Below are 12,762 nucleotides of genomic sequence, written 5' to 3'. Positions count from 1 at the left end.
GAGAATGAAACCCTATGACTCTTCAAGTGGCAGGATTGCAGATTGGACCGTACCGGGACGGTGATGCGTACAATCATCGAATGGAGCGGTTGTCCGCTCTATTCGACCAGGCCTTGCAGGAAGGCAGGAAACCCGATCTGATTGTATTTCCTGAACTTATGACCGTTCCTTATTTTTGTACAACAGGCAGTGAAACGTTCTTTGAGCTGGCGGAGCCGGCGGATGGTCCAACCTTCTCCTATTTTTCCAAAAAAGCAAAAGAAAATAATGTTCATATTATCGCTACCATTTTTGAAAAAGCACAAGAGAAAGATGGAACGCGTTATTTTAACACGGCCATCGTCATTTCAAATCATGGCGAATTGCAAGGATATTATCGGAAAACGCATATTCCGAAGCTAACCCTTCCCACCTTAACGACGGACGAAACCTATTATTTTAATAGGGGCACTCATTTCCCGGTGTTTGATGTGAATGGCTATAAAGTGGGAATATTAATTTGTTTCGACCGCTCATTTCCGGAAGCCGCCAGGGCGCTTGCTTTACAGGGGGCAGATTTGATTGTAATACCCACCGCGGCTTCCGGAGACGACAGAAAGAAAGCATGGCTTGCCGAATGTCAGTCCAGAGCCAGAGAAAACGGGGTTTTTGTACTAGGCATTAATCGCGCAGGAGAGGAGCGCGCTGCAAATGTCGGCCGTTCCGGATTGAAGTTCTTTGGCTTGACTTGTGCATTTGACCCCATGGGTAATTCTTTAAGCGATGGTCTTGACGAAAATCCTTGGCAAATCATGTCTGTAACGTTGGATCCTAATCTTATACGCGAGACCAGAGAGCGGTTGAACCTGTTAAACCATCTTCAAGTCGATGTATATCATGCTTATTCAAAGGAAGTCCAAAAAGTCAGAAGCTTTCCAATCGAAAGAGAAATTACCCCTCTTTTTGGGCCCAAAGGAGTTGTAGGCATTGATTAAGACACAGCTGCAGCATTTAACGATTGCCAGTACGAATCAAATGTTAAAAAAAAGGGAAATTTCACCCACTGAATTGATTTCTCTGTTTTTCAAACACATTGAAAAATGGGAACCGCATGTAAAGGCGTGGGTTACCTTTCAGCAGGAAACCGCTATGGAACAGGCAAAAGCTTTAGAAATGAAAATGAAGACAATAGAAGAACTTCCCCCGCTATTTGCCATTCCTTATGGGGCGAAGGATATTATTTATACCAAAGGAATCCGGACGGAAGCCGGCTCCAACGTACTTAAAGGGTTTGTTCCTGAGACTGATGCAACAGTCGTTCATCGGTTGCAAAAGGCAGATGCCGTATTGCTTGGGAAAACAACGACAACGGAATTCGCCAACTGGGGAGGAGCCCCTGAAACCCGAAATCCGTGGAATGTAAATCATACCCCGGGTGGATCAAGCTCCGGTTCAGCGGCCGCATTGGCGGCAAATATGGCATTGATGACGTTAGGTACGCAAACTGCGGGATCGTTATCTCGTCCCGCGGCTTACAACGGGCTTACCGTCCTGAAGGCGACGTACGGACGAATAAGCAAAGCGGGTGTGATTCCCGCAAGCTGGAGCCTTGACCATGTTGGCGCTTTGACGAAGACGGTGGAAGATGCAGTTCACGTCTACAATGTGCTGTCAGGCCCTGACCCAGACGATACGGCCACTTGGACTTTGCCTAAGCAAGCATTGAAAGTGCAAACCAATAAGGATTATACGGTCGGAATTGTCGTCGATTCCTATTTTCAGGATGCAGATTCTGAAATGGCGGCGGCGATTGAGAATGCGGTTCATTTGCTGCAATCATTGGGAATCAAAACCGTTCCCGTCCGCCTGCCCAAAAGCTTGGAGGCGGGCAATGCAGCCCACCATATCGTTATGAAATGTGAAACAGCAAGTTATCATGCCGATCAGTATGCTAAAGACCCATCCCGTTTTCATGCCTATTTGCAGCAATTTATTCGTGAAGGATTACAAATTAAAGCAATTGATTACTTAAAGGCCCAACGTATCCGTTCTGTATTTCGCCAGGAGTTATGCGATGTATTCAAAGATGTCGATCTATTGGTCACTCCTGCGACACCGTCGCCGGCTCCCGAAGGAATTAAAGAAACGGGTTCGCCCGCTTATAATTTGCCATTCACCAATGCAGGTGTGCCGACCTTAACGCTGCCGGTTGGATTTTCAAAGGATAAAAACCTCCCTCTAGGCATGCAGCTCATCGCTGCTCCAATGCAGGAACAGAAACTGATTGATGTAGGCCATTTGTTTCAGCTGGAATCGGATTGGCACAAACAATCGCCTGAACTTGTCAATAAAGTCATATGATGATCATTGTGACCATGTTTGTTTTAGGAGTTGTGCTGGGATTTATTGGAGCGGGGGGATCCGGGTTTATTATTGCGGTGCTGGTAACCTTCTTTGACATCCCTATTTACCATGCTCTGGGAACAGCGGCTGCCGTGATGTTTTTAAGTGTTTTGACAGGGAGCTGGAGTCATTTTCGGGAAGGGAATTTGATCCTGAAACAAGGTCTTTTTATTGGCTTTTTCGGATCCGTCGGCTCTTATGTGGGTACTCGCATGACCAAAATCATTGACCCGGAAATATTAATGTATTTCACGGTAACCGCATTGGTTTTATCGGGGTTAATGATATGGTTAAAAACAAGGTTGAATTTGGAGCATTCTGCCGCGGAAGAGGTACAATTATATCCATTAAGATCGTCCATCATCGGTTTGGGAAACGGAATGATTTCGGGAACGTTTGGCATAGGGGCAGCTCCTTTTATTCAACTTTCCCTCCTGAAATGGCTTGGCTATCCAATGTTTGCGGCTGCCGGCACAACCATGCTGGTGTTAATACCCATTTCATTAGCGGCCGCTCTGGGATTTATGCAAAATGGATTCTTCGATTCATCATTATTTTTGAAGGTCGCTCTAGGTACGATAGTGGGTTCATATATCGGTGCAAAGCTGACCAAAAGACTTCCGCGAATTATCCTGCGATACGGCATGGTGGTTACGCCGGTCGTAAGTGCGATGCTTTTATTAATTCATCAATTGGATTAAAAAGAGGATGCCCCTCAGCAGATTTATCTGCTTATGGGACAACCTCTTTTTGCTTAAGATTGATTCATGTATTTTATTTAGGCAGGTGGGTGACCCGCTCGATCCGAAGCATGATTTGTTTGTCGAGCAGCTCCGGCTTGATCTTCGGATTGCCCGCATTGATTCTTGGAATTTCCAGCGGATGGCTGGCACGGGTCGCCATTTCGTTGACGATCGTAAAGGCATAGCGGATTCCGGCTTCGCTAATCCATTGTTGAGCGGTCTTGGAGAAAATTCCGAACGGATACGCATAGGCGTTTACTGTACGGCTGCCGCCATACAGCTCGTTCAGCTTCTGAACGCAAGCCTGGCTGTCGCTCTGTATTCGCTCATTGTATTGTTCCTCCGTCTCACCGTCGAGTCTGCCGGTCAGTGCGGCAAGGTTGTCCTTTTTATAATGGAGGTTGTCAGAATGGCATTGAAAATCGAACATGTCCTTGCGATAACTCAGCATTTCCCGAATCTGCTCTCTGGAAAGCGTTGGAATCATGGGAGCCGTCGGATCGTCCAAATCCGCAGTAATAATGAAATTTACGGCCGGGATATCCAGCTCTTTCAGGACGGGATAGGCATAGTCGTAGAAGCTTCGGTACCCGTCGTCGAATGTGACAAGCACTGCCTTATCGGGAACCGGAGCGCCCTCGTAAAATTTCTCAAACTCGCTTAATGAGATGAAGCGGTACCCCTTGGATTGAAGAAAGCTTAGCTGGTCGCGAAAAAGCGTGCTGGACACGGTGCTTGAGCTTTGGTCCGTATCGTGCACATGGTGGTACATCAGAACGGTGACTTGGTCGCTGTAGCTTTCCGTCAGCTTGGGGCCCCACGTGTCGAATGCGCTGATCAAGACAGCCGCGAGCAGCAGCGCGGCGAATATATTTTTGGTCATGAAGAATCTCCTTCAGAGGGTTGGAAGAAAATAAAGCCTATAGTAAGTTATAGCGATTCTTCGACCGAATATCAAGCGCTCGGACTCATGTTTTTATACTTATTTTAACGTTCTCACTCGGCAAACCGGTCGGCCACTGAACTGGCGCCGAAGGATAACGGCTTGATTCGTGCTTCGTACCCCACGGAGGTGACCCAGCCGCAAATTTCCTGGATCAACACTTTGGTCTCTCCTTTTTGACCGATGTCGATATGGATCTCGAGAGGCCATGCGAGCAGAAGCTCGCCCATGCCGTTCTTATTCAGATGCTCCACCAGCTCCAGGCTAAGCTCAGTTTCCCGATAAATCCGCGAGCGCAGGTCGTGAAGCGGCCGGCTGTTCAGCTTGCGGTAGAAGAAACGGGCACCCTTGCCGATCCGATGAATGATCAGTGCGGTAACCAGGGTCGTCGAACGCTTCGTGGTGTGCGAATCGGTACCGATGACAAGCTTGTATTTTGCATCCGGGTCTTCCTTAACGTAAACTTGAAGCTGCGATACCATTTCATCAATGGAAACGGTACCCCATGTCGGGCTGACGAATAACATAACTCCCAACTCCTTAAGGCATATACGAAGCTTTTATTATTTATTTTACTCTAAAAAGCGGAGAAATAGTTTGTCCCCAGCCAAATTGTGTTTTTGTCGGCGTAAATTTTTTTAAAAATTCTGAAAAATATAGTAAAATAACAAAATTTCAACATATAATATTAATGTAAGCGATTGCAGTCCCAAAGGAGGCTGGAAGCCATGGAGGGGAGATTGCCTGTCGGTTTGCTTATCGGAGTCATGCTCAGTATTCCGCTGTGGCTGTCTATGATCGGATGGATAAGACTAATTGGGTCGCTCTAGTTTTTTTGTCAAAGCTTCGCTTTATTTAACGGATATACCGCAAGGAATAATACCAGAGATTTTCATTTGTTGGATTGTTTGCATGAGACTATCGGTCTTAGGTCAGGGGTTTACGTTTACCTTCACCATTCAAACGTACTGCAGTGAAGACAAAATGGCCGTTCGGCTTTTAAGCCGGGCGGTATTTTTTTGCTTCATCGAGGCTTCATAACGAAATGCCAGGTGCTCTTACAGTTTGTCTCCAAAACCGTACTAAGCTATACTTAAGTAAGTGGATTTTCAATCAAGAGGGAGAGACAGCTGGATGGATACCATTACACATACACTGTTCGGTTTAACGCTTTATGGCGCTGTAGATAAATCCCGCATGACCCGCGGGGAGAAGCAGGCGCTCCTGTTCACGACCGTAACGGGCTCGCAAATTCCCGATATTGATGTGATCTCCGCTTGGTGGGATACGGCGGGGCGCTATCAGATGTGGCATAGGGGATTGACCCACTCGGTCTTTCTGGTGCCGGTTTTTGCGGCCCTGCTTGCGGGAATGGCCCGGCTTGTGTGGAAGGTCAAGGGCTGGAGCTGGTTTGTCATCGGCATGATTGCCGTGTTCATCCACAACACCAGCGATTTGTTCAACGCTTGGGGAACCGGCTATCTGGAGCCGTTTTCGACGGTACGCATTACCTTCGGCACCATTCCGATCGTCGATCTGGTATTCTGGGCGCTCATGCTTGGCGGATGGCTGTGGGTATTTTTTCGCAAAAGAAGCGGGCGGTTGAAGGTGCCTTCGCACCGGGTGTACCGTACCGTATGGCTGCTGATTGCGCTGCACGTAGGATTACAGTCTTTCCAGGGCTATACGCTTTATCAGCAGGTGAACCATCAGTACGAACAAGTGGCGCTTGCCGCGGATTTTGTCCCCGGGACGTTTACGGTCATCGGAAAGCACGGCAATACGGTTGAATTGTCCAAAGGAACCGTATGGACAGGCATTCGGCCGGTGACACAACTGAAATCGAATGAAGATGCCGATCTGGAGGCATTGTTTGCCGCTAACCCCAAGGCCAAGACGCTGTACGAGTGGGCGCCGTTCGTGGTTGTTGTAGAGGATGACAAGCGTTTGGGCTTGTACGACCCGCGCTTTTACCGCAACGGCCAATCGTTCCTCTTTGAATATATGGACAAGCAGGCGCTGTGATCACTCCTGTCATGCATTATCTAACAAAAACCGCCTCTTTTCCAGGCTGATGCCATGGAAAGAGGCGGTCTTTGTTGGTTCAAGCTTTAAGGCGTGTAAAAATTTTGTGTGTAGTAGATGTTCAATTTTCCGCCAAAGTAAACTCCGACACCCAGGTTTTTATAGCTGCCGAGTATATTTTTGCGATGGCCTTCCGAGTTCATCCAACCATGATGGGCGAAGATAGCGCTGGTTTGACCTGCGGCGATGTTCTCGGCAGCGGCGCGGAATTTGAGACCGTCCTGCTTCATTCGGTCGAACGGGCTTAAACCGCTTGGGTTCGTGTGGTCAAAGTAACCCTTGGCAGCCATATCCTGGCTGTGTTTGCGCGCTGTCACAGCAATGGCATCGTCCCAGACAAACGGGGACAGTCCGAGCTTCGCCCGTCCTGCATTGGCAAGGTCGAAGCTTTGCCGCTCGTACGCTCTTGCCAGCGCATCGCTGGCCTGAGGATAGAAGGTTTCCAGCGAAAGCTCCGTTGACTTGCCGATCACCTGAACACCGGTGACGGCATGGTTCCGGTGCACGTCGTAGAAGAAGGTAGCATAGGCGCCATTGATTTCATAGGTTCCGTACTCGCCTTTACCGTAATTCATCATAAAACGGGTGCTGCCCTTCTGAATGAACGAGACCGGGGCGCCGTACTGCTTTTCCACTTCGGCCTGGCTTGAACCGTCCGCTATGCCGCGATCGGTGCGCCAGTTGTTCGATGGCGAGTATAACGCAACGACTTTATTTCCACTAATGCCGATTTGCACGTAATCTTTGTAATCCTTGTTATAAATATACCATTGGAAGCCGTACTCGCTTGTATCTTTACGGGCGGGAGCTCCGAGCTTCTGCGTCACCGAATTCGACAGAGTCGCCGAGCGCAATACCCTTGACGGATATCGGCACGTCCGCAACCACTGAAACGCCGGGTTGCGGCTGTGCCGGTGCCGGCGCCGCATTCAAGCCGACGAATTTTTGCTTGATATTCCAAACAAACTGAACCGCTTCGGCGCGGGTTAGTTTGTCCTCTGCCTGATAGCCTTCGATCGTGGCAGCGGTTTTCCCTTGCGACAAGCCTTGATCCAGCAAAAAGCGGATGGAATCGTTCAAGCCCATCGTCCCTTTTTGGGTGGCGGCAATCAATCGGGCCACATATCCCCGGTTATACAAGTTTCGGTCAGGGCTGTTAAGAACCGGCCATTGCTGCTGCCGGGCATAATCATAATAAGGCTCGTACCAATCAGCGCCGGGTTGCGCCGAAGGGACTGGCGTTTCCGGATAAGCACGTAAAAGCATCGCAAGAAACTCGGGCTCGGAAACGACTTGGTCGGGACGGAACGTACCGTCCTCATATCCGTTGACAATACCATTGGCAGCTGCCCATGCTACAGATTTAGAGGCCCAATGGCGGGACATATCCTGAAAGCCGCTTAAACCTGCAGCCGCGGATGACGAAATGATGGATAGTATAGAAGTAACGCTTAGAACGACAGGCAGCGCGAAAGACAACCAGCGTTTATTCAACTTGCATTCCTCCTCTTCCCTATAAAATTCGTGTCCGGCTTGCCATATTAGTCGGTTTTCTAAGCATATGCAACTATATACCATTTAATGGTAAAATTGTATTAGATTCATAGAAGCTCCGCGATTGGAGCGGAAAACAAAAGAACCGTCTGCTGCGCGGGGCAGCAGGCGGTCCTCGGTTTTGTTCTATAAGTGGCAGCGCTATTTCTTTTTGCGGGTTTTGCGTGCTTCCGCGGCTTCATGGGATACCGTGTCTTCCGCCAGCTTGCCGCCGAATTGATCAAGGCGGCTGGGGCTGCTTGCAGGTCCGTCATTATCGGGTTTGCTGTTTCTTCCACTCATGAGCGATCACCTCCATGCGTTAGCGTGCCTAAACTCCCGCCATATTATAACAGTTGAGGGGAATTCCGTATAACGGAACGGGAGCCTTGTGAGGGCGCTTGCCGCGGATTTAAGATGAAGCTATGAAGGAGGAATAGCAGTGAATGTGATCAAGAGCGAATCCTTTGCGAACCATCTGGCCCAAGCGGAACAAACAGGAGCCGGCGTAGAACCGTTAACGCTTCTGGAGCCGAATATCACGATTGAGGAAGCCTATCATGTCCAATTAAAAACCATCGAACGAAAAGTCGAGGCCGGGGCCAATGTCGTCGGCAAAAAGATCGGTCTCACATCGCTTGCCATGCAAAAATTACTGGGTGTGGATCAGCCGGACTATGGCCACTTGTTGGATACCATGGCGGTGGAAAACCAAGGGATGATCCCGTTCGCCCGTGTACTTCAACCTAAAGTGGAGGCGGAAATCGCGTTCAAATTAAAGCGTGATCTGATCGGGCCCCGAGTGACGGTGACCGATGTCCTGCTGGCAACGGAATATGTGATGCCTGCCCTTGAGATTGTGGACAGCCGGATCAGGGATTGGAAAATCAGGCTTCAGGATACCATCGCCGACAATGCTTCTTCCGGTCTGTACGTGTTGGGCGGCAAACAGGTGAAGGTGCATGAAGCGGATCTGGCGCAAATCGGCATGGTGCTGTACAAGAATGGCGAAATGGTCAATACCGGCGTAGGCGCGGCGGCTCTTGGCCATCCCGCCCGCTGCGTAGCGTGGCTCGCAAACAAATTATTTGAATTCGGCATTGTGCTAAAAGCAGGCGAGGTCATTCTTTCCGGGGCGCTGTCAGCGGCGGTTCATGCGGAACCGGGAGATGCCTTCAACGCCAGATTGGCACATCTTGGCGAAGTCGGCGTAAGGTTCACGGACAAACATGATGCAAGGGGGAAGGAACGGCATGTCTAAGGTAAAGGCAGCTATTCCAGGTTCAGGGAACAACGGCAAATCGACAAATAGAAAAATAAAGCAGCTTCGTTCTAGGAGGACGCTATGGATCGAAACCAATACATCAGCATAGCCCAACGCTTAATCGATGCGGAAGTCGGCAAAAGGGAGGTTACGCGGATCACAACGGAGCATCCCGACCTGACGGTTGATGATGCCTACCGCATTCAAGAGGAGCTTGTCGGCATCAAGCTTGGGCAGGGATACCGGATCATCGGTGCCAAAATGGGGCTGACGAGTCCTGCCAAGATGAAACAAATGCGTGTGGAAGAACCGATTTACGGTTACATTTTTGATTACATGGTGGTTGACGGCAATGTGTTGAAGCTGAGCGAGCTGATTCATCCGAAGGTGGAGGCGGAAATCGCTTTTATTCTCGGCGAGGATCTGGAAGGCCCGGGGGTAACGATCGAACAGGTGTTGGCTGCTGCGGAGTACGTAGTTCCTGCTCTTGAGATGATTGACAGCCGGTATGAGAATTTTCAATTCACCCTGCCGGATGTCATTGCGGACAATACCTCTGCGTCGCGGGTGTTTATCGGTTCAGCGATGAGAAAGCCCGCGGATTTGGAGCTTGATTTAGTCGGTGTTACGCTGGCGGTTAACGGTGAACTGAAGGATTTGGGCGCGGGAGCTGCCGTGCTGGGCCATCCTGCCCAGTCGGTTGCGATGCTGGCCGGCATGCTGTCCCGCAAGGGGCTCAAGCTGAAGGCAGGCCAGGTCATCCTTACCGGCGGAATGACCGGAGCACTGATGCTTTCGCCCGGAGATACGGTTACCGTGAAGTGGGACGGTCTGGGAACGATGGAATTCAGAGTAGAGGAATAGCCAGTAACCGATATGCCAGGCAGCTAAGAGAGGCCGCTCCATAAGGGGCGGCTTTTCTCGTGGCCATAAATTTTGTCAATGGGTGCCGATTGACACTTTCAATTGGAGCATTGAAGAGAACTGCCTTATTATTGGAAGTAGAGAAAAGACCTTAGAGACTGGAACAAAAGGAGGAATTCCGATTGACATGTAAACGCTTTATCATCGACGATCCGGAACGCATGCTGTTTAAAGTAAGCCGTTCTGTTTTTACAAGGCCGGAGTTGTTGGAGAAAGAGAAAGAAACGATCTTTAATCAATGCTGGATTTATGTGGGACATGAATCGGAAGTAACGAAAAAAGGCGACTTCGTCACGAGAAATGTCGCGGGCAGACCGATCATTTTTAATCGGGACAGCAGCGGCCGGGTACATGCGTTCCTTAATACTTGCTCCCATCGCGGTGCGCTCGTATGCCGGGAAAGAGAAGGCAACTGCAAAACGTTCCGCTGCTTTTATCATGCGTGGACGTTCAGCAACAATGGGGATACCATAGCCATCCCCGGCGAAGACTCGTATCCGCCCGGATGGGATAAATCGCTTATGGGTCTGCACAGCGTTCCGCGCTTGGAAAGCTACAGGGGCTTCTACTTTTTGAATTTCGACAAGCATGCGGTTTCGTTGGACGAATATTTGGCCGGAGCCAAGGAATATCTGGATTTGATCGTGGATCAATCCGAAACCGGTGATATGGAAATCATTCAAGGCACACAAGAATATGACATGAAGGCGAATTGGAAGCTGCTGGTGGAAAACAGCTTCGACGACTACCATGTGGTGCCTACGCATATCACTTATTTGGATTATTTGAAGGATTCCGGTGTGGAGGTTGCGCTGCCCAAAGGCTTGTTGATGCCGGCGCACGGGATCGGCAAGCCGCTTGGCAACGGTCATGCCGTCATCGATAACAAAACCTACAGGGGAAGACCCATTGCAAGATGGATGCCCATCTACGGAGAGGATGCCAAGCCGGTAATCGAGGAGAAGCGGAAGGAGCTTGTGCAGCGTCTTGGCGAAGAGAAGGGGATGAGGATAGCGGAAACGAACCGGAATCTCGTCATTTTCCCGAATCTCGTGATCAACGACGGATCCTCGATTACCGTGAGAACCTTCTACCCGGTTAGCTATAATCACATGAAGGTCACGGCTTGGGCCTTAGGTCCAAAAGAAGAAAGTCCGCAAGCGAGAAGAGTCAGACTGGACAGTTATTTGACATTCTACGGACCGGGCGGATTTGCCACCCCCGACGATGTGGAAGCATTGGAGGTTGCCCAGCAGGGGTACGAAGCGTATCAAGAGGTGGAGTGGTCCGACATTTCGCGCGGCTTGCACAAAGAAGAACAACTGAATACGGACGAAATCCATCTGCGGACGTTCTGGAGAAGATGGAACGAATTGATGACAGGCGAGACCACACCGGGTACAAACTAAAGTACATGCGGCCAGGAGGAATGTTCATGAGCGCAAGGACGACAACGCAGGATTTTGAGCGATCTGATATTGAAGATTTTTTGTATCACGAAGCTTATTTATTGGACGAATGGCGGCTGGACGAATGGGGGGAGCTGTTGACGGAGGATGCCTGGTATCTTGTTCCTCCCAATGATGTGCCCAGAGGGAACCCGGAAAATACGCTGTTTCATGTCGCGGATAACATTGACCGCATCCGTTCGCGAATCAAAAGATTGAAGAGCCGCCACGCCCATGCGGAAAATCCGCATTCCCGTACAAGAAGGCTGATTACCAATGTGCGGATTACGGCCCGCGATAGCGAGATGATTTCCGCCTCCGCCAATTTTATGGTCATGCGGTACAGGAGGAACGAACAGATCAGGCAGTATGTCGGCGTGTACGAATATAAATTGGCGGTCCGGGACGGGCAGTTGAAAATTGCTGAGCGCAAGGCGATATTGGATGCCGAGGAATTAGGGCAACTGGGATCGGTAAGCATTTTACTGTAAATCGTTAGCGAAATCCTGAACGAAATGGGAGGATGATCTATGCTTCGCTATACAAAGCTTGGCTATATTGCAGTCAATGTAACGGACGTTGAGCGCAGCGCGAATTTTTACCGGGACATGGTTTGTTTGGATCAGGTGGGGGAAATCAGGGAGGATATCGCCTTCCTGTCGTCCAGCTCCGATTACCACAATCTGATTCTGAATCAATCCGACAAACCGGGACTCAAGAGAATCGCTTTTGAAATGGAAAGCACGCAGCAGCTCGAAAAAGCCTTTGAACTTCTGGAGAAATCCGGATGTCATCCGGCGGAGGTAGATCAAGCGGAAAGATCCCTGCTCAAAATCGATAAGGCGTTCCGGTTCAAGGATCCCAACGGAGTCACTTTCGAATTGTACAATCGGATGCTGCAAAGAGCCAAGCCTTATCAACCCGATCCCATTAAAGTGTTGAAGCTGGACCATATCGTGCTGCGGGTGCCTGACTTTCAGGAGACGGTGCGCTTTTTTACCGATGTGTTGAACTTTAAAATATCCGACACGCGCCATAAACCGGATGGCGAGATGTATTTTGCCTTTATGCGCTGTTTTCCTAACCCGTATCATCACTCCTTCGGCATAGCTCAAGGCGATGACCTCCGCATGTTTCATATTGCCTTCAAGGTGGCGGATATCAACGATGTGGGAACCGCGAGAAACCGACTTCTGAATTATAACGTGCCGGTGATTTTCGGGCCCGGCCGTCACTTGGCTTCAGGCAGTATTTTTATGTACTTTCTGGATCCTGACGGCTTGACCCTGGAATATACGCTGGGCATGGAGGAATTTCCGGAGGAGAACCCGCGGGAGCCCAGAATGCTGGACAACACGCTGCGCACCACGGATATGTGGGAAGGCGCTTCCGACCCGCGGATCGGGAAAGTGGGTCACGTAGAAGTGTAATTCGAGAATG

General features: G+C 49.8%; 14 protein-coding genes. 9 read left to right on the top strand and 5 right to left on the bottom strand.

What is annotated here, in order from left to right; translation table 11 throughout:
• Nucleotides 1-14: 14 nt before the first annotated feature.
• Genes BLT35_RS18595 through BLT35_RS18585 form a run of 3 tightly spaced genes read left to right on the top strand, consistent with a single transcriptional unit; the run spans nucleotide 15 to nucleotide 3,083 of the window.
• Nucleotides 15-974, top strand: a complete 960-nt coding sequence (locus tag BLT35_RS18595; protein ID WP_062409508.1) for a carbon-nitrogen hydrolase family protein — start codon at nucleotides 15-17, stop codon at nucleotides 972-974.
• Nucleotides 967-2,340, top strand: coding sequence for an amidase (locus BLT35_RS18590; protein WP_217634725.1), 1,374 nt, complete (start codon nucleotides 967-969; stop codon nucleotides 2,338-2,340). Before BLT35_RS18595 ends, BLT35_RS18590 begins: the two co-directional genes overlap by 8 nt.
• Nucleotides 2,337-3,083 carry a sulfite exporter TauE/SafE family protein gene (locus tag BLT35_RS18585; protein WP_074729369.1) on the top strand — a complete coding sequence of 249 codons (747 nt, stop codon included), beginning with the start codon at nucleotides 2,337-2,339 and terminating at the stop codon, nucleotides 3,081-3,083. Before BLT35_RS18590 ends, BLT35_RS18585 begins: the two co-directional genes overlap by 4 nt.
• A gap of 73 nt (nucleotides 3,084-3,156) precedes the next feature.
• Here the strand turns inward: BLT35_RS18585 and BLT35_RS18580 are convergent, their stop codons facing one another.
• Together BLT35_RS18580 and BLT35_RS18575 are read right to left on the bottom strand one after the other, a co-directional pair.
• On the bottom strand, nucleotides 3,157-4,008 hold the full coding sequence (locus BLT35_RS18580; protein WP_062409506.1) for a polysaccharide deacetylase family protein: 852 nt from the start codon (nucleotides 4,006-4,008) through the stop codon (nucleotides 3,157-3,159).
• 113 nt (nucleotides 4,009-4,121) lie between these two features.
• Entirely contained in the window at nucleotides 4,122-4,595 is a 474-nt protein-coding gene (locus BLT35_RS18575) for a ribonuclease H-like YkuK family protein (RefSeq protein ID WP_054819231.1), read from the bottom strand.
• 607 nt (nucleotides 4,596-5,202) lie between these two features.
• Between BLT35_RS18575 and BLT35_RS18570 the strand changes: the two genes are divergently transcribed.
• Nucleotides 5,203-6,093 (top strand): metal-dependent hydrolase, encoded by an 891-nt coding sequence (locus BLT35_RS18570; RefSeq protein ID WP_074729367.1) that lies wholly within the window; start codon nucleotides 5,203-5,205, stop codon nucleotides 6,091-6,093.
• A gap of 86 nt (nucleotides 6,094-6,179) precedes the next feature.
• On the opposite strand, the gene BLT35_RS27630 is transcribed toward BLT35_RS18570, so the two are convergent.
• From BLT35_RS27630 to BLT35_RS27110, 3 genes are all read right to left on the bottom strand, one after another.
• Entirely contained in the window at nucleotides 6,180-6,980 is an 801-nt protein-coding gene (locus BLT35_RS27630) for a CAP domain-containing protein (protein WP_254777610.1), read from the bottom strand.
• Nucleotides 6,949-7,647 (bottom strand): S-layer homology domain-containing protein, encoded by a 699-nt coding sequence (locus BLT35_RS27625; protein ID WP_254777609.1) that lies wholly within the window; start codon nucleotides 7,645-7,647, stop codon nucleotides 6,949-6,951. Before BLT35_RS27625 ends, BLT35_RS27630 begins: the two co-directional genes overlap by 32 nt.
• Nucleotides 7,648-7,848: 201 nt before the next feature.
• On the bottom strand, nucleotides 7,849-7,989 hold the full coding sequence (locus BLT35_RS27110) for a hypothetical protein (RefSeq protein WP_175472014.1): 141 nt from the start codon (nucleotides 7,987-7,989) through the stop codon (nucleotides 7,849-7,851).
• Nucleotides 7,990-8,134: 145 nt separating this feature from the next.
• Here BLT35_RS27110 and BLT35_RS18560 point away from each other — a divergent pair, with 145 nt between their 5' ends.
• The 5 genes from BLT35_RS18560 to BLT35_RS18540 all read left to right on the top strand — a co-directional run bounded on the left by BLT35_RS18560 (nucleotide 8,135) and on the right by BLT35_RS18540 (nucleotide 12,752).
• On the top strand, nucleotides 8,135-8,947 hold the full coding sequence (locus BLT35_RS18560; RefSeq protein ID WP_254777614.1) for a 2-keto-4-pentenoate hydratase: 813 nt from the start codon (nucleotides 8,135-8,137) through the stop codon (nucleotides 8,945-8,947).
• An 84-nt stretch (nucleotides 8,948-9,031) separates the two neighbouring features.
• A complete protein-coding gene (locus BLT35_RS18555; protein ID WP_074729365.1) occupies nucleotides 9,032-9,814 on the top strand; it encodes a 2-keto-4-pentenoate hydratase in 783 nt (260 codons plus the stop codon).
• A gap of 182 nt (nucleotides 9,815-9,996) precedes the next feature.
• Nucleotides 9,997-11,283, top strand: coding sequence for an aromatic ring-hydroxylating oxygenase subunit alpha (locus BLT35_RS18550; RefSeq protein ID WP_254777608.1), 1,287 nt, complete (start codon nucleotides 9,997-9,999; stop codon nucleotides 11,281-11,283).
• Between the two features lie 26 nt (nucleotides 11,284-11,309).
• The gene (locus BLT35_RS18545; RefSeq protein WP_062409500.1) at nucleotides 11,310-11,813 is read left to right on the top strand and encodes an aromatic-ring-hydroxylating dioxygenase subunit beta; all 504 of its coding nucleotides are present in this window, start codon (nucleotides 11,310-11,312) and stop codon (nucleotides 11,811-11,813) included.
• 39 nt (nucleotides 11,814-11,852) lie between these two features.
• Complete coding sequence (locus BLT35_RS18540; RefSeq protein ID WP_062409499.1) at nucleotides 11,853-12,752, top strand: VOC family protein; 900 nt, start codon at nucleotides 11,853-11,855, stop codon at nucleotides 12,750-12,752.
• Nucleotides 12,753-12,762 lie beyond the last annotated feature (10 nt).

This window comes from Paenibacillus naphthalenovorans (assembly GCF_900099895.1).
Taxonomy (GTDB): domain Bacteria; phylum Bacillota; class Bacilli; order Paenibacillales; family NBRC-103111; genus Paenibacillus_G; species Paenibacillus_G naphthalenovorans.
Note: the sequence above shows the minus strand (reverse complement) of the source record. Positions and strands in the feature narration are given on the sequence as shown.

Bases quoted from the DNA above. Each gene is read 5' to 3' on its own strand.
- BLT35_RS18595 (WP_062409508.1), top strand. From the start codon at position 15: ATGACTCTTCAAGTGGCAGGATTGCAGATTGGACCGTACCGGGACGGT.
- BLT35_RS18575 (WP_054819231.1), bottom strand. From the start codon at position 4,595: ATGTTATTCGTCAGCCCGACATGGGGTACCGTTTCCATTGATGAAATG.
- BLT35_RS27110 (WP_175472014.1), bottom strand. From the start codon at position 7,989: ATGAGTGGAAGAAACAGCAAACCCGATAATGACGGACCTGCAAGCAGC.
- BLT35_RS18580 (WP_062409506.1), bottom strand. From the start codon at position 4,008: ATGACCAAAAATATATTCGCCGCGCTGCTGCTCGCGGCTGTCTTGATC.
- BLT35_RS18570 (WP_074729367.1), top strand. From the start codon at position 5,203: ATGGATACCATTACACATACACTGTTCGGTTTAACGCTTTATGGCGCT.
- BLT35_RS18545 (WP_062409500.1), top strand. From the start codon at position 11,310: ATGAGCGCAAGGACGACAACGCAGGATTTTGAGCGATCTGATATTGAA.
- BLT35_RS18585 (WP_074729369.1), top strand. From the start codon at position 2,337: ATGATGATCATTGTGACCATGTTTGTTTTAGGAGTTGTGCTGGGATTT.
- BLT35_RS18540 (WP_062409499.1), top strand. From the start codon at position 11,853: ATGCTTCGCTATACAAAGCTTGGCTATATTGCAGTCAATGTAACGGAC.
- BLT35_RS18555 (WP_074729365.1), top strand. From the start codon at position 9,032: ATGGATCGAAACCAATACATCAGCATAGCCCAACGCTTAATCGATGCG.